The following is a 23,277-nucleotide window of genomic DNA, read 5'->3' on the forward strand; positions in this document are numbered from 1 at the left end:
TATTAACTATACATTCATATTATTCTTGCAATTCCATCTGATTTCTTTCTACAATGGAGAGGGAGGGAGAAAATATGTTGTCATTGCCAAAGGAAGTTACAATTATTGAGGTTGGTCCACGTGATGGATTGCAAAACGAAAAGAACTTTGTACCTACAGAAGTTAAGTTACAATTTATCAAAAAATTATCCTCTGCTGGTATAGAAGAAATGGAATTAACATCATTTGTTTCACCTAAATGGGTTCCACAAATGCAAGATGCTACTGAAATTGTCAAATCAAATCCTGACATCTTGCGAAAAATTGTGTTAGCTCCTAATCGAAAAGGAGTGGATCGTGCCCTTGAAACTGGCTGCCAAGCAATTGCCGTTTTTGTCGGTGTCAGCAATAGCTTTAATAAAAGAAATATTAATAAAAGCACAAGAGAAAGTCTTGAAGAATTAAAACCGGTAATCGCTGAATTGAAGAAAAAAAATATATTTGTCCGAGCTTGTATTTCTACTGCCTTTTATTGTCCCTTCGAAGGAAAAATTTCTGAAAGTGACACAATATCATTATGTAATGAATTCGTTACTGCTGGCGTTGATGAGCTCAGTGTTGCCGATACGATTGGAATGGCTAATCCTTTAGAATCTTTTTCGCTGTTTTCAGCATTAAAAGAACAGCTTCCAAATGTTCTATTGAACGCTCACTTTCATGATACAAGAAAAATGGCGCTCGCAAATATTTATGCTGCCCTTCAAGCGGGTGTCAATCGTTTTGATACCTCTGCTGGCGGACTTGGCGGCTGTCCTTTTGCTCCGGGTGCAACGGGAAATGTTGCTACGGAAGATGTCGTATATATGTTAGAAAGAATGGGAATCAACACAGGAATTGATTTGGATAAGCTCGTAGAGGCCATAGATATCGTTTCACCAGTCCTATCTCGAAAAATAGAAAGCGGTTTTTACCAGCTATCTAAGAAAAAAGTATAATTTCCTATCGTTTTGCTCATTTTATGGTTAAAAGGAGGATCATCTAAAATGACTAAACAGCGTGAAAAAGGCTATAGCCAAAAAGGAAAACCTACGGCCGATACTACGAGAAATGTAATAGCTGCTGAAGAATTAAACAAAGCGATTCATCCAACAAAGCGGCAGAATTCTGAACAATAATTGTTTTATACTTAATGAAACTGACACAAAAGTCAGTTTCTTTTTTTATAGAGCTCTTTTCGAAAACCTGTTGCTATTAACTGTTAGTAAAAATCGGTATTTGGATTTTTACGTTTCTAATTGATGGTTTAATTTGAATAGAAGACTTAATATAAGGGAAAAGAGCACGTCTTCAAAATTAATATAAAATTAGAATATATCCGAAAAGCAACAATCTATGCAAAAACTCCCTTTTATTTAGGTATATGGTAAAATAATGAAAAACGAAAGTAACGGAGGCGGTCAAATTGAAAAAAAGACTTTCCATCCTTGGCAGTGCAGCCCTATTTGCTGCTACTGGATTAGGCTTATACATCTCACAGCGAATTATGTATATTAGAAAGAAAGACGAACAATATGTTTACGATCGTGAAGTAAGTGCAAAACGACTTGATCCCATTTCGTTTGACGCATTACCTAAAGAAGAAATTTGGATTCCTTCCCCTTTTGGTTATCAAATCAAAGCCTTATTTGTTCGTCCATTTCCCGAAGTTAAGAAATATATGATCTTTTGTCACGGAGTTACCGAAAATAAAATAAATTCCATTAAATATATGAATATTTTTTTAGAAAGAGGCTTTAATGCGATTATTTATGATCACCGTAGACATGGAGAATCAGGTGGAAAAACCACGAGTTACGGTCATTATGAAAAGCATGATTTAAAGGCTGTTGTTAATCACCTGCTCTCCCTTGAAGGTGAAGACGTCTTTTTTGGTATCCACGGAGAATCGATGGGAGCTGCAACAACACTTTTATACGCGGGAATACTGGAGGATCGAGCTAACTTTTATATCGTTGACTGCCCTTTTTCAGATTTCCGTGAACTGTTAACTTATCAATTTTCAAGGGAAATCAAACTGCCTGGCAAATGGTTTCTTCCATTGGCTGACATTTTTGTTCGAATTCGTAATCGTTATTCATTAAGAAGCGTCTCTCCTATTCATGTCATTGAAAACATTCAAAAACCGATTTTATTTGTACATAGCGAAAAGGATGATTATATCCTGCCTGAGATGACAAAGAAATTATTCGACAAGAAAAAAGGAGATAAAATGCTATATATGGCGACCAAGGGGTTCCATGCCCAATCCTTTAATGAGAATCGTGAGGAGTACGAAAAAATCGTTGATGATTTTCTTATGAAATATGTAGATAAGGAATATCAAGATGTATAAGCAGGACTCTTTTTAAAGTATAAAATTTCCCTTTCTATAAAACATCCGCAGGAGTCTATGAATATAGTATCTAGTAGGAAAAGAGTTAGGGAGAGATACAAATGAATATATATGTTGTACGAAAAGGAGATCAACTTCGATCTATTTCACAGCGTTATGGAGTAAATATCAAGCAAATTATAGCTGCCAATCAATTATCCGATCCCAATGTGCTAGTCGTTGGTCAAGCACTCGTCATTCCATCTCCTGGTCGTGAGTACATCATTCAACCAGGAGACAATCTTTGGGCAATTGCAAAATCTTTTGGAACATCTGTTCAAGCCATTGCTGGAGCAAACCAAATATCTGATCCTTCTTCCATAAATGTAGGGCAGGTAATAACAATTCCTATTCAATATCATACGGTTCATGCAGGTGAAACACTATGGTCTATTGCTCAGCGATATGGAGTAAATACTACAGCGATTGCCGACATGAACTACATTATAAACCCATCTACACTTTATGTTGGGCAGGTTTTACGAATACCAGAAAAGCTCCTCCCTTTTAAAGAAGTAAATGCTTATATAACCAAACTTAATGAAAGCGGTGCTCAAGAGGTTCATCAGCTAGGCAGATATTTAACTTATTTGTGCCCATTTACCTACTCAATAAAAGAAGACGGGACTCTAACGGAACTAAATGAATCAGCTGTTTTGAATGCAGCTAAGACAGAACATATAACTCCATTAATGACCGTTACTAATTTTGTCAATCAAGATTTTAATTCCGATCTTGCAGCAAGTATTTTACGCAACGCCCCTACTCAAGATATATTAATTAATAATCTCCTTACAGTAATGCGTACGAAAGGTTATATAGGCATTAATTTTGACTTTGAATATATTTACCCAGAAGATCGTGAAAACTACAATGCCTTCCTAGAAAAAGTAGTAACAAAGTTCCATCCTAATGGTTACTTTGTTTCAACTGCCCTTGCCCCTAAAATATCTTCTGATCAAAAAGGGATCCTATATGAAGCACATGATTATGAGGCTCAAGGTCAAATTGTCGATTTTATTGTCTTAATGACTTATGAATGGGGCTGGGCTGGCGGAAAACCATTGGCTATTGCTCCAATTAATGAAGTTAAAAAGGTGCTTGACTACGCTGTTACAGTGATTCCGAACTATAAAATTTTGATGGGTGCTCCACTATATGGACGCGATTGGAAAATTCCGTGGCAGGAAGGGACCTTTGCAAAAACTATACGCCCACAACAAGCCGTTCTTTTAGCAAGTAAGTATGGTGCAAATATCGAATACAATCAAACATACCAATCCCCGTTTTTCCGATATACGGATGAAACAGGACAGCAGCATGAAGTATGGTTTGAAGATGCTAGGAGTGTTCAAGCAAAATTTGATGTCGTTAATAACTATGGCCTGCGTGGAATCAGCTACTGGGTACTTGGCAATCCGTTTCCGCAAAATTGGCTTGTTCAAGAGAATAACTTTAAGGCATATAAACTGATTTAATAGGTTATTCAAACAGTCCGTAAAAATTAAAATAGCATTCTTTTCCAATAGAATGTATTGCATTTTTTTCCGATTCCCTATACCATCATAGTAGCTATTGTTTATTTCTAGAAAGGATGATTGTTTATATGTCTAAAGTACAAATTAAAGTAAATGATAATGGATCCTATCGAATTACAGGCGATGTCGAGCTAATCGATCCGGAAGGAAATGTTTTCGAAACAAAGCCATCTTTTTCACTATGTCGCTGTGGCCTCTCCAATAAGAAACCATTTTGTGATGGATCACATAAAGGAAACTTTGAATCCGTCGTTCGTGTAAAGGAAGAAGAATAATCTGTTTAAATGTGAAATCCCGCGTCACAGAAACTATTCGTGAAATGCGGGATTTTATTTTGCCTTAGTTTTCCATAAATCGTATATCTACAATATTTTTTAATAAAATCGTATGAATCTCCTCAAATCGATCAACCATTTGAAGCTTTCCCTCTAATGGGTTGTAGTGTTGAATAACTCCCAAAACAAGCTCATGATGATGGTTGTGGTAATGAGTAACGGTTACCGTTTTTCCATACTCAATAGCCTCTGCCGCCATTTCATCCATAAGCTCAAGCTGTTGTTCATCTAGTTGCTTCTTCTGTTCATAGGTATCTTCCTTTGCCCAACCCCGAAGCATTTTCACATGCTCCGGCAGCATTAATGAATTCCATTTAATTCTACCGCGATCACGGATCATCTTGATCCCCTCCATTTTGATGATTATGCTTTATGCCCGCCTACTAATGCAGCGCGTTTTCTTGCAGTACCTGCTTCTGTATAGGAAATCGCTCTAAGCAGTGCACCCGCTCCATATCGGTCGCGAATCAGATCCACGACAAAGCCTAGCTCATGTTGTTTCACCCGATTTGGTTCAAATAAACTAAGCTGCAAGATGTTATCGTCTACAAGATTGGAGACAGCAATTGAAATTTGCCGAACGTTTTTTCCCGTATAATGAATATGAAATAGCTTTAAACAAACCTGATACAATTTCATCGTCACATTTGTCGGTTCATCAATCGTGTGTGAACGATAGAATCCCCCACCAAAGTCGGAATCACTATAACCAATACCTAAACTAATCGTTCTTCCTGCCTTCCCATGGGAACGAGTTCGGCGCGCTACTTCTTCACACATTTCTAATATGACATGTTTAATTTCATGTTCTTCTTTGTAATCACGCAATAAAATTTGGCTTTTTCCAAAGCTGACTTGCCCTTCCATAATGGGCGCACCCATTTCAGATAGATCGACACCCCAGGCATGATAATAAAGCTGATTTCCCATAATTCCAAAGGTTGATTCCAGTTTTTCTAAATCATACCGAGCGAGCTGTCCAACTGAAAAAATCCCCATACGATTCAATCGTTTCTCAAGACGTTTCCCAATTCCCCACATTTCTCTTAGGGGTGAAATCGGCCATAGCTTCCCGGGAACATCTTCATATGTCCATTCGGCAATTCCCTTCTTCTTTGCTTCAAGATCGAGGCATAGCTTAGCCATCAGCATATTAGGACCAATGCCGATTGCACATGGAAGCTGGAACTCCCGATTAAGCTCATCCTTGATTTGAGCGGCGATGGTATGGGCATCCCCCCAAAGGTGATCTGCTTTATCTATTTTAATAAAGCTTTCATCGACACTGTACACATGAATTGCTTCCTTTGGTACATATCGGTTAAACAAACGGGTAATTTCGGTTGCAATGCGCAAATATGTTGCCATTTTAGCCTCGACAATCTCAATGCGATCATCCTTTGGGATTTCAAATAATCGTGATCCTGTTTTAATCCCAAATTCCTTTTTTAACTTTGGAGAAGCCGCAAGAACAACACTTCCTTGCTGCTCCTTATTCCCTACGACCGCCAAGTAGCACTCTAACGGGTCATATCCTTCCATTACAGCTGAGCAGCTAGCATAAAAGCTTTTCATATCTACGCATAAAATCTTATGATGTGGCAATGTGCTGTAATCAACCGTCATGCTTTTCACCCTTTTTTAAAATGAATCATTTCCTCCTAACCAAAAACGAACTAACGTTCTTATTATATGTATTATTGTATGCGAATATACGTTCCTATTCAATCATCATTTTTTGGAAACTAGTGAAAAAAGTCCTGATGAAATACAATCATTCATGCCTAAAAAAGTATAATAATAAGGAAAAAGTTTGTAACAAAAGGGAGAACCTATGGATAAAAAATTTATTTTCAAGTTAATAAATCAATGTTTCAAACAATATCATTATGAAATGCAGACCTACGAAATCAACGAAGAAGATTATGAAGCATTATATAAGGAAATTTTGGAGGAAAAACAAAAGGATCCGGATACTGGATTGCATGATTTAGTTAATGATGTAGTTTACGCCTATTTAACGCAAAATTAATCACTTAATAGTAAAAAGCCTGCAAGTGCAGGCTTATTTTATGCGGATTTTTACATCTCCATGAATATAGGCTGGATAATCAGTGAGCTTTAGTGTAATCGGTTTTCTCGATACTGAATCGTTTATAGAATAAGGAAAACCTATTGTAGTACCACTTTTCGTGGAACCGCTCCACATGTATGATGATATTTCATGTAACTTCCCTGCGGAATCCGTATAACTGTTCTCAAACATTTGGTAATAAATTTCCTCGCTTAAATAAAAACCTAAATTATTCCCATATAATGCACCGGATTTTACTTTATATAATTTCCCATCCTTTGGTGCCTTAATAATTGTTTCTTTCGCGGGATCGACCACAACATTTACTTCGTCTCTATCCAATGCCCTAATCTTATTAAAAACTAAATAAAGCTTCTTCGGTTTTTCAAAGTAATTACTTTGTAAATAATAAGTTTTTTCGTTGTCACCCCAACGAGCAACTAATCCATTTTGAATTTTCGACCATTCCTCACCATGTTCATCGACAAGGCGAAGATCTTCTATATCAAAAATTTCCTTTGAATTTTGAGCAGGGAATTTCACGTTGATTCCAACCTTTGTTGGTGAAAACGTGACATGATCAATAAAAATTTGCTGATCCTCAACAGTAACAGTTTTTTGCATTTGAATCGTTTTTTTCTTGCTAATTTTACTTCGATCAATGGAAAAAGGGATTCTCCATTCTGAGGAAAAACCTGCTAATTTCATAACTAAAGTTAGCTTTTCATCGGAAATTGAGTTAGCAAAATCAACTGTATTTTCAACTAACTTTGTTCTACCTTTTTTCACTACGGCATCTTCATGACAACAAGAATAAGATATTTCGTTTAACTCTTCTCCATTTTCTTTCTCTAGATGGATACTTTTTGATGAAATAGGCTTCGAGGGCTTTTTATTTGTTTCAAAATAATAAAACATGACCATTTGCTCTTCATCGACAATAATCGAATCCAAGACTATTTTCATTCCTTCATGCTCATCTGATTGATTAATTTTTTGAACATATTCATTCCCGACTGCAGCCAATAATCCCTTATCATCGCGTATTAACTCAACAATAGACTCCATTCCTGGAATTTTAACAATATATGAAGCGAATGTGTCCGATACCCGAATAGAACCAAGAAAAAGAATAACTATAGCAGCTGCTGCAATCAGTGTTTTTATCCAAAAAGAACTGTGCTTTTTTTGTCGGTGTGCTTTCTGTATTCCGGTAAAAATTGCTTGATCTAATCGATTTTCTGGGATGGATATATCATCAAAATCCTTTTTCACACCTTGCAGCCTCTCTTCCTCCTTTTCAAACATGCTGTTCTCCTCCTTCCTCTTCTAATTGAAGCTTTAAACGTTGAAGACCTTTATAAAGCCAAGTTTTTACCGTTCCTTCAGGGTAATTTAAAAGACTCGCTATATCAGAAATTTTCATATCATGAAAGTATTTTAAAATGATCACGTTTCGTAACTTTTCATCCAATTGACCGATCGCCTCATGAAGCTCAGTATTCAAAATATCTTCTTTCCCGCCTGCAATAACCGACATATCTTCGTATTGAATGATTCGGTTACGCTTTTTCAGTTCATCATTACAATAATTGATTAAAATCCGAATTAACCATGTTGAAAAAAACTGTGGATTTTTCAATTTTTTAATCGATTTAAAGCTGCGACAGGACGTTTCTTGAATAGCTTCAAGAGCTGCATCTTCGTTTTTCATATAAGATACAGCGATCCTATAAAGCTGAGCTTTATGCTCCGATATTAATTGATAAAAGGCATTGGTATCGCCTTTTTGAGCTTTCTTAACTAGTGAAATATGATCCATCTCCTTCCCCCTTTCATGAATTAGACCTGTTACCCTTTCGAAAAGTTTTAGTTTTTAAAAAATTCATGCAAAAAAACCTCCCCTATCCACTTTTTTTAGGGAGGTCTGTTTTACTTCTTGTAAAAAGCTTTTCTTCCGATCCTTTCAACCATTCGGGGAAATAATGAATAAATGGTACTGCCAGCATTCATCCAATAAGGCGCATTGATTTCCCTTCGCTTTGTAAACATACATTCAACAATCTTCCTGGCTAATTTTTCAGGATTCAACATGAATTTTTCAATACTTTTAACATATGTCCCTGATTTATCGGCCATTTCAAAAAAATTCGTTGCAATTGGACCAGGGTTGACCGTAGTCAAAAAGACATGATAAGGAACGAGTTCCATTCTTACACTATTGGAATAGCCAATAACTGCATGCTTGGTTGCCGCATATACGCTTGATTTTGGTGTGGCCATTTTCCCAGCTTGTGAAGCAATGTTGATAATGTGGCCTGATTTTTTATCTCTCATAAAAGGTAATACTTCTTTCGTACAGGCCATTAATCCAACCACATTAACATCAAACATTCCCTTAATATCTGTAATAGTTGCATCGTGAGCCTCTTCAAAAACTCCATATCCTGCATTATTGACTAAAACATCAATCGTTCCAAACTCTTCTCTTATTTTTTGAAAGACAGCTGGGATTTGCTCATGCTTGGACACATCAAGAAACTGGATCCCACATCGGACAGAATGTTTTTTTTCAATATCCGCCTTCATGACTTTTAATTTTTCCACATTTCGAGCAAGTAATATGACACTGGCTTTATTTTCTGCACAAGCATAGGCAATCTGTTCACCAAGCCCTCCTGATGCACCAGTTATCACAACCGTCTTATTTTGAAGTCGGTGATTCATTATCACATTCACTCCTTTGAGGTAGATCTTCAGCTAATTTACCGAATAATGTACTTTATTCCCCCATCATTTAGCAGTAAAATAAGCAATCCCATCCTCATTAAACTTTTTCTCTGCAGCATCAATGGAAAGCAAGTAGTCTAATTGGGCGGTAGTTTCCGATAATGTTAGTCCCAGCTCTTTTTGATAGACGGCAGGGAATAATTTCTGGCATATATCAAATGTTGTTAAAGGTTCGGCTTTAATCATTTCTCTCACCTGCATGGCACGATCTTGTTGTCTTTGCAATCTTCGTTCAACTAATGAATGGACATTTTTGACTTCATTCCCATGCCCAGTAAAGGCGATAGAAATGTCATAATCAAAAAGCTTTTTCAGTGAAGCATTGTATTGCAATTGCGGTTTCGGACGTTCAGCCTGACTAGATAGCGGTGGCTCTAATAATGGATTGGAAGAAATCGTTGCTAATACATGATCTCCTGCTAGTAATGCTCCATCCTTTTCACGGTAAAACGATAAATGGCTTTGAGCATGTCCGAGTGTTTCCAGAACAATCCAGTCTTCAAAGCCTTCAATTCGATCACCTTCCGCAATAACATTCGTTAAGGAACGGTTTGCAGATAATTTCAAAGGAGATTTCCATTTCCTAAGCATTGAGGTGTAATCCCCTTGTAATCCAAATTCATGAAAAAGATTAAAATAAAATTGATCATGCACTTTGAAAAAGTCTTGATCTCTACAAAGATACGGAGCACAATATCGATGACCAAAAATCTTTAAATCATCTGGCATCCACTCAAGAAGACCTACATGATCTGGATGATGGTGTGTTAAAATAACCTGCTTAATATCATCAGGTGTATATCCTAATTGTGATAATTGATATGTAAAGGATTCCCAAGCATCTTTTGTTTTTATTCCAGCATCAATTAGTGTTAAAACATCCCCCTTGATTAAATACACATTAACATCACCTACTGCAAAAGGAGTAGGTAACGATATTTTTGCAATATTATCTATGAAAGTAACCATCTTACATCCCCTCTTATCTTATATTTCTATAATGTTCAAAAAGTACGATTACATATATTGTACATAGTTTGGCTGATGCTGTCATTATATTGATATAAAAATACAGAAAATTTTTAAAAATACTCTTGACAGACAAGCACATTCTTTTGCATAATCATAATAATTTAATCAATCATTGGCATTGACCAAGGCTACTAAATAAAAAATGATGAAAGAGAGTGAAGTTCACCGGCTGAAAGACTTCACCATCCGCTTTTTTATTGAACCTACCTTGAGAGCCTATTGGAAAACCAATACGTTTCCGGCGTTAACGGCTTTTAAGATGAATGTATGGCTTTAGATTATACATTTAATAAAGGTGGTACCGCGAAATTCCTTTCGTCCTTTTCGGATGGAAGGTTTTTTTATTTTTTGGATATGATACTCAAATTAAATTGGAGGGATATATGATGAAACTTTCATTCATTGGTGCGGGCTCTATGGCAGAGGCGATGATTAGCGGAATAACACAAAAAAAATTAATTGACCAAAAGAATATTTTTGTCACCAATCGATCAGACGAACTAAAACTCTCCATATTACAAAAAAAATATGGCATTCAAACGTCCTATCATATGGAAGAGATTTTAGATCAGGCTGACATTGTCGTCCTTGCTGTTAAACCAAAGGACGCAGAAGATGCATTATTAGCGATACGCCCTTATATCCATTCAACAACCTTGTTTATTTCTGTATTAGCCGGTATATCGTTAACATATATTGAGAGCATACTTAATTGTCCAATTATCCGTGCAATGCCGAATACATCAGCAGCTATCGGTAAATCCGCAACAGCGATTTCCTACAATAATAAAGTATCTGACGAGCAACTTAATATTACGATAAACCTTTTATCATCAATTGGAAACACTACTGTTGTGGAGGAGGAGAAACTTGATGCCATAACCGGACTATCAGGCAGCGGTCCTGCATATATTTACTATATTGTCGAAGCAATGGAGCAATCCGCCCATGAAATAGGACTTGAAAAATCAGTGGCAAAAAATCTTATCATCCAAACACTTCTAGGAGCAGCTGAAATGCTAACCACTTCAGAAAAATCTCCTGCGGATTTGCGGAAAGCAGTGACAAGTCCAGGGGGCACAACCGAAGCAGGGATTCGTGTGTTAGATAATAATCAAGTAAAACAAGCTTTTATTCATTGTATTAAAGAAGCTGCCTTACAATCAAAAAGATTGGCTCAGTTAAATCAAACAAGCCAGAAATAGTTATAAGCAAGTTTCTTCCCTCACGAATATCTACTTGCTATAATTCTTAGTTAAGAAATGTTAAGGAGGGAATCTTTTGGCTGCTAAGTTATTTGAACCTTATACAATAAAAAATGTAACTATTAAAAACAGAATTGTCATGTCACCTATGTGCATGTATTCTTGTGACAACAAGGATGGAAAGGTTACCGATTGGCATCGGATACATTATACGAGCCGCGCTGTTGGGCAAGTCGGTCTAATTATTCTTGAAGCAACAGCAGTGACACCGCAAGGAAGAATTAGCCCGCAGGATTTAGGTATTTGGGGCGATGAACATATCGATGGATTATCTGAGCTCGTTCAAATGATGAAAGCGCATGGGTCTACAACTGGTATTCAAATTGCCCATGCCGGAAGAAAAGCGGTATTAGAAGGCGAAATTCTTGCACCCTCCGCAATGGCCTTTAACGAAAAAAGTAAGACACCTAAGGAAATGAGCGAAAAAGATATCAAGGATACGATTGAAGCATTTAAACTAGGTGCTAAAAGAGCGAAAAAGGCTGGATTTGATGTTATTGAACTTCATGGTGCACATGGATATCTAATTAATGAATTCCTTTCACCATTAACCAATCAAAGAACAGATAGTTACGGGGGCTCTTCGGAAAATCGATATCGTTTTTTAAAAGAGATCATTGACGAAGTAAAATCGGTATGGGATGGTCCATTATTTGTACGTGTTTCGGCAAATGATTATCACTCAGAAGGATTAACACCAAATGATTATGTACAATTTGGAAAATGGATGAAAGCTCAGGGTGTAGACCTTATCGATGTAAGCTCAGGTGCAGTTGTCCCAACTAGAATCCCTGTCTTCCCTGGCTATCAAGTTCCATTTGCTGAAAAAATTAAAACTGAAGCACAAATTGATACTGGTGCAGTAGGACTAATTACCTCTCCATTACATGCAGAAGAAATCCTGCAAAATGAACGTGCAGATTTGGTTTTCTTAGCTCGTGAGCTGTTAAGAGATCCTTACTGGCCGCGAACTGCCGTGAAAGAACTTGGAGTAGAAATAAAAGCTCCAAAACAATATGAACGGGGATGGTAAGTAAACTGCTTCTAGGTTTTCTAGAGGTTAAATTGAAAGAAATCGGCGAGAAAGCCGATTTCTTTTTATTGTTTTGTCGTTCTTAACCTCAAACCTACTCTTAATTTTTTATAGGAATTTCCATAAAATCCTGAGCAATTAGGCTATTTGGGAAAACTTTCTTCGCTTCCTCCAATAACTGATGCCATTCCTCTTTACCGTATCTTGAGCTTATGTGTGTTAAACATAAAGTTTTCACATTTGCTTTTAATGCAATTTCAGCCGCTTGCTTCGTTGTAGAGTGAAAATAATCATAGGCCATTTCCTCGTTTCCAGCAGAAAATGTTGCTTCATGAATAAGGAGATCAACATCTTTAGCAAGTTTTACGGCATTTTCACAAGACCTCGTATCCCCTAATATAGTGACAACTCGCCCCTTTTGATTTGGACCAACATAGTCCTTTCCATCTATTATGCGGCCATCTTCTAATTGAACGACTTCTCCATTTTTGATTTTAGCATAAGTGGGACCTGGAGGGATTCCATCCTTTCGAAGCTTCTCAACGTCTAAAGTTCCCGCGCGATCCTTTTCTGTAATACGATATCCAAAACTAGGTATTGCATGCTCTAATAGTCCAGTCTCAACAAGAAATTGATCATCTTCAAAAATGATTCCCTCGTCAATTTCTTTAATGATTAAAGGATATTGAAGATGTGTTTCACTGACTTTTAACGATACCTCAATAAAATCATGAATCCCTTTTGGCCCATAAACTGTCAGCTCTGTGTCCCCTCCTTGAAAGGAACGACTGCCTAGCATCCCTGGTAATCCGTATATATGATCACCATGTAAATGGGTAATAAAAACCTTTTCAATTTTCCGTGGCTTAACAGATGTATGTAAAATTTGATGCTGTGTTGCTTCTCCACAATCAAATAGCCAAATAGATTTTCTTTCTTCGAGCATTTTCAAAGCAATTGAAGTGACATTACGGAGCTTTGCAGGTATACCCGCTCCAGTTCCTAAAAATAATATATCCAAAGAGGTCTCCTCCTCTATATTACTATCTGCTTATATTACTATATCTTATCAAATATAGCCGCAGGTAGGAATTAATAATAGTTGCGATTTACCATATTAACAGATAAAATTAAATATTTGAATGGGTTATTTTTTAAAATCTTATCATTTATAAGTATGAACCGTAATTATTGGTATCCTATAGTTAGAATGTAAAAAAGGAGAGAGTGAACAAATATGAGTCCGAACGAAGCTTCTACATCATTAATTATGATATTTGGTGCAACAGGAGATTTAGCAAAAAGAAAACTTTACCCCTCCTTGTACCATCTTTTTAGGAAAGGAAAATTAGCGAAACAATTTGCGATCATCGGAACCGCTAGAAGTCCTTGGACACATGAGCAATTTAGAGAGAATGTAAAAGATTCCGTTCTTACATCCATTGGAACGAATGATCAAATTGATGATTTTGTTTCTCACTTTTATTATCAACCTCATGATGTGACCGATACAAATTCATACATAAAGTTACGAGAATTAGCTGCTGAGCTTGATTCTAAATATTCCTTAAATGGAAATCGAATTTTCTATCTTGCGATGGCTCCAGAATTCTTTGGAACCATTGCTGATCATTTAAAAGCAGACGGACTAACTGACACGTTAGGTTTTAAGCGGTTGGTAATTGAAAAACCATTTGGTCATGATTTAGAATCAGCAGAAAGTTTAAATGCACAAATTAGAAAATCTTTTGCAGAAGAAGAAATTTACCGAATTGATCACTATTTAGGAAAAGCAATGGTACAAAATATAGAAGTTATTCGATTCGCAAATGCCTTTTTTGAGCCGCTATGGAATAATAGATACATTTCTAATATTCAAATTACCTCAAGTGAAAAACTAGGGGTGGAAGAACGTGCAAGATACTATGAAAAAAGCGGTGCTCTTAGAGATATGGTACAGAACCATATGCTTCAAATGGTTGCCCTTTTGGCAATGGAGCCCCCGATTCGTTTGACAACAGATGAAATCCGCAGTGAAAAGGTGAAGGTATTTCGTGCGCTTCGACCAATAGAGGGTGAAGAAGTAGATGAATACTTTGTTCGTGGACAATATGGACAAGGAACTATCAACGCTGATGAGGTTGTTAGCTACCGTGACGAATTAAATGTAAACCCTCAATCTAACACTGAAACATTCGTAGCTGGAAAAGTTATGATTGATAACTTTAGATGGGCTGGGGTTCCATTCTATATACGTACTGGAAAGCGGATGACAACGAAATCAACCAAAATCGTTATTCAGTTTAAAGATATACCGATGAATCTGTACAATAGGAATGAACAACTGAATCCTAATCTGTTAGTTATTCATATCCAACCAGAAGAAGGGATTACTTTACATCTTAATGCTAAAAAATCTGGTCAAAATATGCAAACAAACCCTGTTAAACTGAACTTTTCAAATGACGGAACAAATGGGATTAATACACCTGAAGCTTATGAAAAACTCCTGTATGACTGCTTACAAGGAGATGCGACAAACTTTACACATTGGGACGAAGTAGCCTTATCATGGAGATTCGTTGATAAAATTTCCGAAGTTTGGGAACATCAAACACAATCACAGTTTCCAAACTATTCTGCTGGTACAATGGGACCAAAAGAGGCAGAACAGCTTGTCCAGAAAGATGGATATTTCTGGTGGAATATTACAGACCTTGATGTTGAAAATTGCTAAATAAAATATCATATGAAAAGTAACCCATAAGTGTCTGACACTTTGCACCGGGTTACTTTTTTTCAAAATGGAACATTATTTTTCCATTTGCTTATGTTGTTATAAATGAATTTTTTTAGTAAGGAGGAAATGGTATGTCAGGACAACCAAATATAGATGATTACTTACAAAAAGGAATGTATGGGGAAAAACAAGTAAAACCAGATGAAAAACGAAAATTTTTAGGTACTTTTCGTGAACGTGTCATTATTGCCTTAAAAAATAGTCAGGTTATGGAAAATAAAGTATACACAGAAATAGACCAGTTGTTAAAAGCGAACCCGTGTGCAAAACTATTATTAAACGGAGAACTAAATTATCCATCCTTATCTAAATATATACAATTAGCGAAAAGATATGGTAATCCATATTCAATCGTAACAAATAATGATTCTAATACTTCCATCGGCTTAGTACTTGCACTTGATCACGCCATCAACAAAGAAGATATTTACATTACCACATCAAGTAAGCAACAAAAAGAAAAAGCAAAAAAGAAAGGGCTCCTGTCCTCCTTAAAAGGTGCTTTAGTCAAGGGTAAACGACAGCGTTAATTTTTATTTTTTCTTTTCTTAATTCCTTTTAACACTGCATTTTCGCCGTATTTTTCACGAAGTTTGTCTATTGCTTGATAAAGTGGTTCTTTAACAGCTATTTTTTCATAAGAAAATAAGTTTAATTGTTCCACTGCACTTTGCTGCTCTACTAAATCTTGTCCTGTTACCCCAAGTAAGCGAACAGGGTTCCCATTCCAATGCTTTAAAAATAATACTTTTGCAGCACTATAGATGTCTTTTTGATGAATAATTGGATTATTAAGTTTTCGACTTCTAGTTATGGTGCTGCGATTTTTATATCTAATCGTAATGGAAACATTCTTGGTTAAGTAGTCTTTCTTCTTTAACCGTTCAGCTGTTTCCGAAGATAAAGTTTCTAATACTTTTAATAATTCTTGTTGATTAGTAGAATCTTTCGGTAGCGTAGTAGAGCATCCCACACTTTTGAAATCATTTGCCGAGTTTGGATCTACTAATCGTAAATCAATTCCATTTGCTTTTTCTTTTAGCTGCTTCCCTCTGATCCCTAACAGTTTTTCTAACTGCATATCATCTGTATGAGCGAGATCTTTAATCGTATTGATTCCAACATTCAATAGTTTTTCGGCTGTTTTCTTTCCAATCCCATGCATTTCAATCAATGGGAGCGGCCAAATTTTCATTGGAATATCACGTTTTCGTAATATAGTAATCCCCATTGGCTTTTTCATGTCTGAGGCCATTTTTGCCAAAAATTTATTTGGAGCAATCCCGATACTGCAGGGTAAATCTAATTCACTCATTAATTGCTTTTGAATCATTTTTGCGATATCCATTGGTGACCCTATTTCATAGCTTTCGGTTATATCAATATACCCTTCGTCAATGGATACAGGCTCTACAAGGTCTGAATATTGACACAAAATATTAAACATTGCTTCGGATGCTAAACGGTATCTGCTAAAGTTTGGTCTTAATATGATTAATTGTGGACATAATTTCTTTGCTTCCCAAACTGACATGGTTGTTTTTACTCCAAACTTCCTAGCTTCATAGCTGCAAGTAACAACAATCCCCTTCCGTTCCTCAGGGTTTCCAGCAACTGCAATCGGTTTCCCTTTTAATGAAGAATCATGTGACATCTCCACAGAGGCAAAAAAGCTATTCATATCAACATGTAAAATGACTCTTCCGTTTTTTGGATAGTATTGCTTCATAAGATTCACCCCATGATTATTTCCACATAAAAATGCATGCTTTCACATGCATCTATACCTCTTGTTCCTGCTCTTTCATATATTCAAGAATATCTTTTATCCCATCTAATGAGCCTATGAAAAGATTCGGATCAATCATCATTATTAACCTTGATTCTAAATTTGCTACACTGCTAAAATATCTAGTTTTTGGATAAGCGATTAATCCTATTTGTTTTAAAACCTCTTTAGGAATATTTAAAATCTCATTTACTTCTTTGACAAGCAATCCTATCGAAAGTACTTCAGTTTTTAGCACAATTAATCTTGATTGTTCATCTTGTTGTAAAACTTGTCCATACAGTACCTGTTCACAATCGATGACAGGGATAAGCTCTTCTCTTGATTTTATGATTCCTCTCACAAATTGAGGCAAATTCGGAATCTGAGTCGCGTTTTCGAATTTTTCTATTGTTATAACATAATCAACTGGAATTCCGTATTCCTCATTTCCTGCTTGAAAAATAATTGCTTTTTCATTTACCTCCACACCCTAGTCCTCCAACCTTCATTTTGGAAACTAGACCGCTTATTAGTCTAGTTTCCATTTAATATTAGTCTATTGCCACTTCTTGAATAATTGCTATTACCATATCTGTAAGCTTTACAAGTTCCTCAACAGGCATACGTTCATTTGTAGTGTGAATTTCTTCATAACCAACAGCTAAATTTACAGTAGGAATGCCAAAACCAGCAATTACGTTTGCATCACTTCCACCGCCGCTTTGCTCAAGTTTGCATTCTCTTCCAATCTTCGCAGCAGCTTTTTTTGCGATTTCTACAACTTGGTCACCATCAGCAAATTTAAATCCTGGATACATGACCTTTATATCTACATCTGCTTTTCCACCCATTTCTACTGCTGCTTGTTCAAATGCTTCTTTCATTTTAGCAACTTGTGCTTCCATTTTTTCTGGAACTAAAGAGCGGGCCTCTGCTAATATATCAACACGGTCACAAACAATATTCGTAGCTTGGCCGCCTTCAAAACGTCCAATATTTGCAGTAGTTTCCGAATCAATACGTCCAAGTGGCATTCTTGAAATAGCTTTTGCTGCTATGGAAATGGCTGAAACACCTTTCTCAGGAGCTACACCTGCGTGCGCAGTTTTACCAAGAATCACTGCATTTACTTTTGCTTGGGTTGGTGCAGCAACAACCACATTTCCTACTTTTCCATCGCTATCTAATGCAAATCCATATTTTGCTTTGATAAGAGATGGATCCAGCACTTTTGCTCCAACAAGTCCGGATTCCTCACCAACGGTAATAATAAATTGAATGGTACCGTGTTCGATGTTTTCCTCCTTTAATACACGTAGAGCTTCAAACATAGCGGCAAGTCCAGCTTTATCATCGGCACCTAATATTGTTGTACCATCTGTCACGACATATCCGTCTTTAATAGAAGGCTTGACACCATTTCCTGGTACAACTGTATCCATATGAGATGTGAAATAAATAGTATCCACATTTTGCTTTGTTCCTTTTAATGTACAGATAAGGTTACCTGCACCATGACCAGTTTGTGACATTGTATCGTCTTCAAATACTTCTACACCAAGATCTTCGAATTTTTTCTTGAGTACTTTAGAAATATTCCCTTCATTTTTTGTTTCAGAATCAATTTGAACTAATTCTAGAAACTCATTCAGTAAACGTTCTTGATTAGCCATTTAAAAGACCTCCAAAAATATATGTATTCACTTAATAAGTATATCGCTAAATTGATTTATGGACAAATACGAAAAGCGAAAAGCGCCGCAGCTCTAGCGCACGGATTTTGTAGTCTTCGACTGAGATAAAGGAAACACGGCGAGGTAGTAAGGAGCCGATATTGACTTATCGTAGGGAGAAGACGAAGAAATCCGATAGGCGCTGGAGCTAGACATAGCAGACACTTTTCATGTCTATATCATTAGTAAATTTTATACTTTCTTACCTTTTAAAAAACCCTAACATGATGATGTTAGGGCCGAAGGTACGAATCGATTTCTAAAATGTAACTCTGTTATTTTTATAGATCGTTAAATTTTCTCGGGACCTGCTGCCATTGTGAAAAAATGCAATAATTAATGGTACGATAACTAGCAATATAATTGAGGTCATAAGTATAAGAAAAGATCCAGTCCTTATTTCTTTTTCTCCCACATTATCATGTTTCTTGATGAATGTATTAATGCTATCATTTATCTCTATTTTACTAGAATCTATCATTTTGTTTTCGGCTACATCATAATAGTATATTTGAGAATTATCCCAATAATATATTTCACCTCTTACTTCCTGAAACGAAATGTAAAGGACTTTTATATTTTTTTCATATTTCTCTTCATTTTCAATGACATTCGTATTCGTTTCCATTTCATCCAGCACTTTTGCTGAGTGATTGTCATAATAGGTAAATTCTTCTTTTAATGCTTTTTCAACTTGGTCCATCATAACATTTTCCCCAAAAACAGTGATACTTCCTAACGAAGAAAAAATTAGAGCCATAAATATTAATAAGCCAATCCGTTTCAATATCATCACCCCTAAATTTTTTAATTATTCATTCGTTATTTCTAGTCAATCACTTGGAACTTCTCGCCCCGAAAAAAATCTAATATATATTTCTATTCAATATTTTCTAATTATTCCGAAAGAATGTCAATGTATTTCGGATGTTTTTTTACAATAAATTACTCAAATGAAAAATGCTGCCTTGCATATTTCTTAGGCAGCATTAATATTTAAGATAAAAAATTAACAAATCTTTATAATGGAATATTTCCATGTTTTTTATCAGGTCTTTCTTCCTTTTTATTGCGCATCATTTCTAATGCTTGAATTAATTTTATTCTTGTCTCTCGCGGATCGATTACATCATCAACCATACCGCGAGACGCAGCTACATATGGGTTAGCAAATTTTTCGCGATATTCTTCAATTTTTTGTTTTCTTGTTTCCTCAGGATTGTCACTATTCTGAATTTCTTTTGCAAAAATAATATTTGCAGCTCCCTCAGGTCCCATTACAGCTATTTCTGCATTTGGCCATGCATAAACAACATCGGCACCAATTGATTTGCTATTTAAAGCAACATAAGCACCGCCAAAGGCTTTTCTTAAAATAACCGTGATTTTCGGAACGGTTGCTTCAGAATAAGCATATAAAATTTTTGCACCATGGCGAATGATTCCACCGTGTTCCTGCTTAATTCCTGGGAAAAATCCAGTGACATCTTCGAACGTAATGATCGGTATATTGAAAGAATCACAGAAACGTATAAAACGAGCAGCTTTATCAGATGAATCAATATCTAAGCCACCAGCCATAAATTTTGGTTGATTGCACACAAGCCCTACCACTTCTCCTCGAATTCTAGCAAATCCGACTACAATATTTTTCGCAAACTCCTTTTGAATTTCGAAAAATGTTTGTTCATCTACTACTTGATCAATCACCTTCCTAATATCATAAGGACGGACGGCATCAAAAGGGATAATATCCGTTAAATCCGGACGGTAATCTTCAGCTTCGTCCCATGGTTGAAGAGGAGTTTTTTCAGCATTATTTTGTGGCAGATATGTCAAAAGTGTTCGAACCATCTCTAATACTTCATCTTCGCTTTGAGCACGAAAATGCGCATTTCCACTAATGGTATTATGTACTTTTGATCCCCCTAAATCCTCGGAAGAAATTTTTTCCCCTGTGACAGTTTCGATTACCTTTGGACCCGTTATAAACATTTGACTTGTTTCATCAACCATAAAAACAAAGTCGGTAATCGCTGGAGAGTAAACAGCTCCGCCTGCACAAGGTCCCATAATCACTGAAATTTGTGGAATCACACCTGAATAAATCGCATTTCGGTAAAAAATATGTCCGTATCCATCCAGCGATACGACACCTTCTTGAATTCGCGCTCCTCCTGAGTCATTTAACCCTATAAACGGTGCTCCATTTTTTGCAGCTAAATCCATGACATTTGCAATTTTACTAGCGTGCATTTCTCCAAGTGCCCCGCCGAAAACAGTGAAATCCTGTGAAAATAAATAAATTGGCCGACCATTCACTTTTGCGTATCCAGTTACAACTCCATCACCTGGTCCCTCCACTTGATCCAAGCCGAAATCATAGCTTCGATGTTCTATAAAAGGATTTAGTTCAACGAATGATCCTGGATCAACTAATAAATCGATCCTCTCTCTAGCTGTTAATTTCCCTTTTTGGTGTTGTTTTTCAATTTTTTCATCTCCGCCGCCTAGTTCAATTTTCCTTTTCCGATCATATAAATCGTTGATTTTTTCATAAATATCTGTCAATTCCCATCGCTCCTTGATGTTAATTTCCAATACTAAGTATCCTAATCCTTCTTTTTCTCACATAATTCATATAAAACGCCGTGTCCTGATTTTGGGTGGAGGAAAGCGACCTGTGCCCCACCTGCACCTGGTTTCGGATTATCTTGGATCATTCGAACTCCCTTATGCTTTAATTCATTTATACGAGCCTCAATATCGTTAACTCCGAATGCGACATGATGAATTCCTTGTCCACGTTTTTCAATAAATTTAGCAACTGTACTTGATTCATGTAAAGGTTCTAATAATTCTATCTTAACATTACCTGCATCAATAAATGCTACTCGAATATTTTCTGACGGAACTTCTTCGATATGCAAACATTCAAATGAAAGCGTTTCCGTATAAAAAGACAAAACTTCATCAATTGAGTGAACAGCTACACCGATGTGATCAACTTTATTCATAACTATACCTCCCCAACTTGTAACAATATATACTTATACATATAGTGTCGAAAATCCTGCTAAATGAAAATAATTAATAAAAATGCCTTAATTCATTCAATATAGTCCTTGTCTTCTCCTCCGTGTATTTATAAAATAAGATAAGAGACTCTTAAATTGAGGAGTGAAAAAATAGAATGTCTAAAAGAGCACAAAAAATAGTTGTTTATTTAATGTTATTTGCTATGCTGGCTTCAACGGTATTAGTTGGGCTTTCATGGTTACTATAAGCTTAAATTCGAAAAGCGGAAGCGCCTTGATTAGCCCCGACAAGCAAATAACCTCCACCCATAGAAGTCAGCCCTTCGACTTCAATGGGTGGAGGTTATTTGACCTCGAGGGGCTAGGCGCTGGAGCTAGACAAATATAATAAAGTCCTTTGCTAAATTAAAAAAGCAAAGGACTTTATCTTTAGTGTGCTTTCACCTGATGTTTACTATGTGAGTTCTTACTGTGCTTAAAATTACTTTTAATCGTCAAATATTGCTCTATTTCTCTCATAAATTGAAATAAGCTTGCTCTTGCCTCAAACTCTTCCCGTGTTTTCGGAAGATCCATTTGGTTTATTTGCTCCCGCATAGAGTAAAGCTTTTTCAATCTTTCTATTGCAGTATTTTTCGGCTGAATATTTTCTTTCAAATCCTCTACAAAATCTGCCATCATCATTCTTTGTTCAATCATTGAAGAAATAGAAGTAATAACCGGTAAAGAACGTTCAATGATTTCGAACTGTTTTTCACGCATTTTAAAATATGAATAGAAAAAGGATTCATTTGTCACAAAGCGATTTTCCACATCTCGTAATGCAAGGCTTTTCGCTTTCTCAATGATATCCGCTGTTTCCGTAATTTCCTTTCCATCCCAAGTATTTTTATTGGTACGTAAGTAAAGAATGATTTCTTCAAAAATCTTTCGGAAATTATCTTCAATTTTTTTCTGATACTTTATCAATTGATGGTCTAGACTTGGCATATAAAGATTGATTATTAATGCTACTCCAATACCAATTAGTATGATTGCAAATTCATTCAAAACAAGATGGCTATCAATGCTTTTGGCTGCTAGGAAGTGCAAGATGATAACACTGCTAGAGACAACCCCTTCGTTTACCTTCAGGTAGACAGTACTGGGAATAAAGATCAATAAAACAAGTCCTATTACAAAAGGATGCTGACCGAATAGGGAGAAAAATAAAGTCGACAAAATCATTGCAAGGACACAGGCAGCAAACCGACTCCAAGCCGCTCTTATTGATTTCATTTTTGTGCTTTGGATACAAAGAATAGCTAATATTCCAGCTGAAAAATAGTTTTGTAAATGGAGTAATTGAGCGATATAAATAGCAATTGGTGTGGCAATTGCCGTTTTTAACGTTCGATATCCGATACGAAACATTCAGGTTTCCTCCATTTTTATTATGTATGATTATCTTTTAACTTT

At 36.2% G+C, this 23,277-nt stretch carries 25 protein-coding genes and 1 other annotated feature; of the genes, 11 read left to right on the forward strand and 14 right to left on the reverse strand.

What is annotated here, in order from left to right:
- Positions 1-74: 74 nt before the first annotated feature.
- The 5 genes from ACQKP0_RS07625 (at position 75) to ACQKP0_RS07645 (ending at position 4,223) form a co-directional block, all read left to right on the forward strand.
- Positions 75-974: a hydroxymethylglutaryl-CoA lyase gene (locus ACQKP0_RS07625; RefSeq protein WP_427405226.1), complete on the forward strand. Its 900-nt coding sequence runs from the start codon at positions 75-77 to the stop codon at positions 972-974.
- Between the two features lie 48 nt (positions 975-1,022).
- Positions 1,023-1,154, forward strand: coding sequence for a hypothetical protein (locus ACQKP0_RS07630; RefSeq protein ID WP_427405227.1), 132 nt, complete (start codon positions 1,023-1,025; stop codon positions 1,152-1,154).
- Between the two features lie 287 nt (positions 1,155-1,441).
- Positions 1,442-2,371, forward strand: coding sequence for an alpha/beta hydrolase (locus tag ACQKP0_RS07635; RefSeq protein WP_427405228.1), 930 nt, complete (start codon positions 1,442-1,444; stop codon positions 2,369-2,371).
- Between the two features lie 101 nt (positions 2,372-2,472).
- Complete coding sequence (locus ACQKP0_RS07640; protein ID WP_427405229.1) at positions 2,473-3,888, forward strand: LysM peptidoglycan-binding domain-containing protein; 1,416 nt, start codon at positions 2,473-2,475, stop codon at positions 3,886-3,888.
- Between the two features lie 128 nt (positions 3,889-4,016).
- Positions 4,017-4,223, forward strand: coding sequence for a CDGSH iron-sulfur domain-containing protein (locus tag ACQKP0_RS07645; RefSeq protein ID WP_427405230.1), 207 nt, complete (start codon positions 4,017-4,019; stop codon positions 4,221-4,223).
- Between the two features lie 64 nt (positions 4,224-4,287).
- Here the strand turns inward: ACQKP0_RS07645 and ACQKP0_RS07650 are convergent, their stop codons facing one another.
- Positions 4,288-4,623: a YolD-like family protein gene (locus tag ACQKP0_RS07650; RefSeq protein ID WP_427405231.1), complete on the reverse strand. Its 336-nt coding sequence runs from the start codon at positions 4,621-4,623 to the stop codon at positions 4,288-4,290.
- A gap of 23 nt (positions 4,624-4,646) precedes the next feature.
- The gene (locus tag ACQKP0_RS07655; protein WP_427405232.1) at positions 4,647-5,909 is read right to left on the reverse strand and encodes a DNA polymerase thumb domain-containing protein; all 1,263 of its coding nucleotides are present in this window, start codon (positions 5,907-5,909) and stop codon (positions 4,647-4,649) included.
- A gap of 208 nt (positions 5,910-6,117) precedes the next feature.
- Here ACQKP0_RS07655 and ACQKP0_RS07660 point away from each other — a divergent pair, with 208 nt between their 5' ends.
- Positions 6,118-6,315: a YqzH family protein gene (locus ACQKP0_RS07660; protein WP_427405233.1), complete on the forward strand. Its 198-nt coding sequence runs from the start codon at positions 6,118-6,120 to the stop codon at positions 6,313-6,315.
- A 33-nt stretch (positions 6,316-6,348) separates the two neighbouring features.
- Here ACQKP0_RS07660 and ACQKP0_RS07665 read toward each other — a convergent pair whose 3' ends face one another.
- The 4 genes from ACQKP0_RS07665 to ACQKP0_RS07680 form a co-directional block, all read right to left on the reverse strand.
- Complete coding sequence (locus ACQKP0_RS07665) at positions 6,349-7,665, reverse strand: DUF4179 domain-containing protein (RefSeq protein WP_427405234.1); 1,317 nt, start codon at positions 7,663-7,665, stop codon at positions 6,349-6,351.
- Positions 7,658-8,179, reverse strand: coding sequence for a sigma-70 family RNA polymerase sigma factor (locus tag ACQKP0_RS07670; RefSeq protein WP_427405235.1), 522 nt, complete (start codon positions 8,177-8,179; stop codon positions 7,658-7,660). The genes ACQKP0_RS07665 and ACQKP0_RS07670 overlap by 8 nt, the downstream gene beginning before the upstream one ends.
- A gap of 110 nt (positions 8,180-8,289) precedes the next feature.
- Positions 8,290-9,084 (reverse strand): SDR family NAD(P)-dependent oxidoreductase, encoded by a 795-nt coding sequence (locus ACQKP0_RS07675; RefSeq protein ID WP_427405236.1) that lies wholly within the window; start codon positions 9,082-9,084, stop codon positions 8,290-8,292.
- Positions 9,085-9,150: 66 nt separating this feature from the next.
- Entirely contained in the window at positions 9,151-10,116 is a 966-nt protein-coding gene (locus ACQKP0_RS07680; protein ID WP_427405237.1) for an MBL fold metallo-hydrolase, read from the reverse strand.
- Positions 10,117-10,288: 172 nt separating this feature from the next.
- Positions 10,289-10,505: a binding site (T-box leader), on the forward strand.
- A gap of 57 nt (positions 10,506-10,562) precedes the next feature.
- Here ACQKP0_RS07680 and proC point away from each other — a divergent pair.
- Both proC and namA read left to right on the forward strand, forming a co-directional pair.
- Positions 10,563-11,384, forward strand: coding sequence for a pyrroline-5-carboxylate reductase (gene proC, locus ACQKP0_RS07685; RefSeq protein ID WP_427405238.1), 822 nt, complete (start codon positions 10,563-10,565; stop codon positions 11,382-11,384).
- Between the two features lie 76 nt (positions 11,385-11,460).
- Positions 11,461-12,477 carry an NADPH dehydrogenase NamA gene (gene namA / locus ACQKP0_RS07690; protein WP_427405239.1) on the forward strand — a complete coding sequence of 339 codons (1,017 nt, stop codon included), beginning with the start codon at positions 11,461-11,463 and terminating at the stop codon, positions 12,475-12,477.
- Between the two features lie 100 nt (positions 12,478-12,577).
- Here namA and rnz read toward each other — a convergent pair whose 3' ends face one another.
- Positions 12,578-13,498, reverse strand: coding sequence for a ribonuclease Z (rnz, locus tag ACQKP0_RS07695; RefSeq protein ID WP_427405240.1), 921 nt, complete (start codon positions 13,496-13,498; stop codon positions 12,578-12,580).
- Positions 13,499-13,714: 216 nt separating this feature from the next.
- Here rnz and zwf point away from each other — a divergent pair, with 216 nt between their 5' ends.
- Complete coding sequence (zwf, locus tag ACQKP0_RS07700; RefSeq protein WP_427405241.1) at positions 13,715-15,214, forward strand: glucose-6-phosphate dehydrogenase; 1,500 nt, start codon at positions 13,715-13,717, stop codon at positions 15,212-15,214.
- Positions 15,215-15,348: 134 nt separating this feature from the next.
- A complete protein-coding gene (locus tag ACQKP0_RS07705; protein WP_427405242.1) occupies positions 15,349-15,807 on the forward strand; it encodes a YueI family protein in 459 nt (152 codons plus the stop codon).
- Here the strand turns inward: ACQKP0_RS07705 and ACQKP0_RS07710 are convergent.
- From ACQKP0_RS07710 to mce, 6 genes are all read right to left on the reverse strand, one after another.
- A complete protein-coding gene (locus ACQKP0_RS07710; protein ID WP_427405243.1) occupies positions 15,804-17,006 on the reverse strand; it encodes a DNA polymerase IV in 1,203 nt (400 codons plus the stop codon). The genes ACQKP0_RS07705 and ACQKP0_RS07710 overlap by 4 nt on opposite strands.
- 52 nt (positions 17,007-17,058) lie before the next feature.
- Positions 17,059-17,535: a chemotaxis protein CheW gene (locus ACQKP0_RS07715; RefSeq protein ID WP_427405244.1), complete on the reverse strand. Its 477-nt coding sequence runs from the start codon at positions 17,533-17,535 to the stop codon at positions 17,059-17,061.
- A 64-nt stretch (positions 17,536-17,599) separates the two neighbouring features.
- On the reverse strand, positions 17,600-18,721 hold the full coding sequence (locus tag ACQKP0_RS07720; RefSeq protein ID WP_427405245.1) for a tripeptidase T: 1,122 nt from the start codon (positions 18,719-18,721) through the stop codon (positions 17,600-17,602).
- Positions 18,722-19,040: 319 nt separating this feature from the next.
- The gene (locus ACQKP0_RS07725) at positions 19,041-19,568 is read right to left on the reverse strand and encodes a hypothetical protein (protein ID WP_427405246.1); all 528 of its coding nucleotides are present in this window, start codon (positions 19,566-19,568) and stop codon (positions 19,041-19,043) included.
- A 233-nt stretch (positions 19,569-19,801) separates the two neighbouring features.
- Positions 19,802-21,352, reverse strand: a complete 1,551-nt coding sequence (locus tag ACQKP0_RS07730; protein WP_427405247.1) for an acyl-CoA carboxylase subunit beta — start codon at positions 21,350-21,352, stop codon at positions 19,802-19,804.
- A 41-nt stretch (positions 21,353-21,393) separates the two neighbouring features.
- Entirely contained in the window at positions 21,394-21,798 is a 405-nt protein-coding gene (gene mce, locus ACQKP0_RS07735) for a methylmalonyl-CoA epimerase (RefSeq protein ID WP_427405248.1), read from the reverse strand.
- 176 nt (positions 21,799-21,974) lie between these two features.
- Here mce and prli42 point away from each other — a divergent pair, with 176 nt between their 5' ends.
- The gene (prli42, locus tag ACQKP0_RS07740; protein ID WP_427405249.1) at positions 21,975-22,067 is read left to right on the forward strand and encodes a stressosome-associated protein Prli42; all 93 of its coding nucleotides are present in this window, start codon (positions 21,975-21,977) and stop codon (positions 22,065-22,067) included.
- Positions 22,068-22,248: 181 nt separating this feature from the next.
- Here prli42 and ACQKP0_RS07745 read toward each other — a convergent pair whose 3' ends face one another.
- Positions 22,249-23,232, reverse strand: a complete 984-nt coding sequence (locus tag ACQKP0_RS07745; RefSeq protein ID WP_427405250.1) for an aromatic acid exporter family protein — start codon at positions 23,230-23,232, stop codon at positions 22,249-22,251.
- Between the last annotated feature and the right edge of the window lie 45 nt (positions 23,233-23,277).

The organism is Heyndrickxia sp. NPDC080065, from assembly GCF_050281185.1.
In the GTDB taxonomy this organism is placed as follows: Bacteria; Bacillota; Bacilli; order Bacillales; family Bacillaceae_C; genus Heyndrickxia.

Bases quoted from the DNA above. Each gene is read 5' to 3' on its own strand.
- ACQKP0_RS07645 (WP_427405230.1), top strand. From the start codon at position 4,017: ATGTCTAAAGTACAAATTAAAGTAAATGATAATGGATCCTATCGAATT.
- ACQKP0_RS07705 (WP_427405242.1), top strand. From the start codon at position 15,349: ATGTCAGGACAACCAAATATAGATGATTACTTACAAAAAGGAATGTAT.
- ACQKP0_RS07640 (WP_427405229.1), top strand. From the start codon at position 2,473: ATGAATATATATGTTGTACGAAAAGGAGATCAACTTCGATCTATTTCA.
- zwf (WP_427405241.1), top strand. From the start codon at position 13,715: ATGAGTCCGAACGAAGCTTCTACATCATTAATTATGATATTTGGTGCA.
- ACQKP0_RS07720 (WP_427405245.1), bottom strand. From the start codon at position 18,721: ATGGCTAATCAAGAACGTTTACTGAATGAGTTTCTAGAATTAGTTCAA.
- ACQKP0_RS07630 (WP_427405227.1), top strand. From the start codon at position 1,023: ATGACTAAACAGCGTGAAAAAGGCTATAGCCAAAAAGGAAAACCTACG.
- ACQKP0_RS07625 (WP_427405226.1), top strand. From the start codon at position 75: ATGTTGTCATTGCCAAAGGAAGTTACAATTATTGAGGTTGGTCCACGT.
- ACQKP0_RS07745 (WP_427405250.1), bottom strand. From the start codon at position 23,232: ATGTTTCGTATCGGATATCGAACGTTAAAAACGGCAATTGCCACACCA.
- ACQKP0_RS07680 (WP_427405237.1), bottom strand. From the start codon at position 10,116: ATGGTTACTTTCATAGATAATATTGCAAAAATATCGTTACCTACTCCT.
- ACQKP0_RS07650 (WP_427405231.1), bottom strand. From the start codon at position 4,623: ATGATCCGTGATCGCGGTAGAATTAAATGGAATTCATTAATGCTGCCG.
- ACQKP0_RS07675 (WP_427405236.1), bottom strand. From the start codon at position 9,084: ATGAATCACCGACTTCAAAATAAGACGGTTGTGATAACTGGTGCATCA.
- ACQKP0_RS07670 (WP_427405235.1), bottom strand. From the start codon at position 8,179: ATGGATCATATTTCACTAGTTAAGAAAGCTCAAAAAGGCGATACCAAT.
- ACQKP0_RS07660 (WP_427405233.1), top strand. From the start codon at position 6,118: ATGGATAAAAAATTTATTTTCAAGTTAATAAATCAATGTTTCAAACAA.
- ACQKP0_RS07655 (WP_427405232.1), bottom strand. From the start codon at position 5,909: ATGACGGTTGATTACAGCACATTGCCACATCATAAGATTTTATGCGTA.
- proC (WP_427405238.1), top strand. From the start codon at position 10,563: ATGATGAAACTTTCATTCATTGGTGCGGGCTCTATGGCAGAGGCGATG.
- ACQKP0_RS07665 (WP_427405234.1), bottom strand. From the start codon at position 7,665: ATGTTTGAAAAGGAGGAAGAGAGGCTGCAAGGTGTGAAAAAGGATTTT.
- ACQKP0_RS07710 (WP_427405243.1), bottom strand. From the start codon at position 17,006: ATGAAGCAATACTATCCAAAAAACGGAAGAGTCATTTTACATGTTGAT.
- prli42 (WP_427405249.1), top strand. From the start codon at position 21,975: ATGTCTAAAAGAGCACAAAAAATAGTTGTTTATTTAATGTTATTTGCT.
- mce (WP_427405248.1), bottom strand. From the start codon at position 21,798: ATGAATAAAGTTGATCACATCGGTGTAGCTGTTCACTCAATTGATGAA.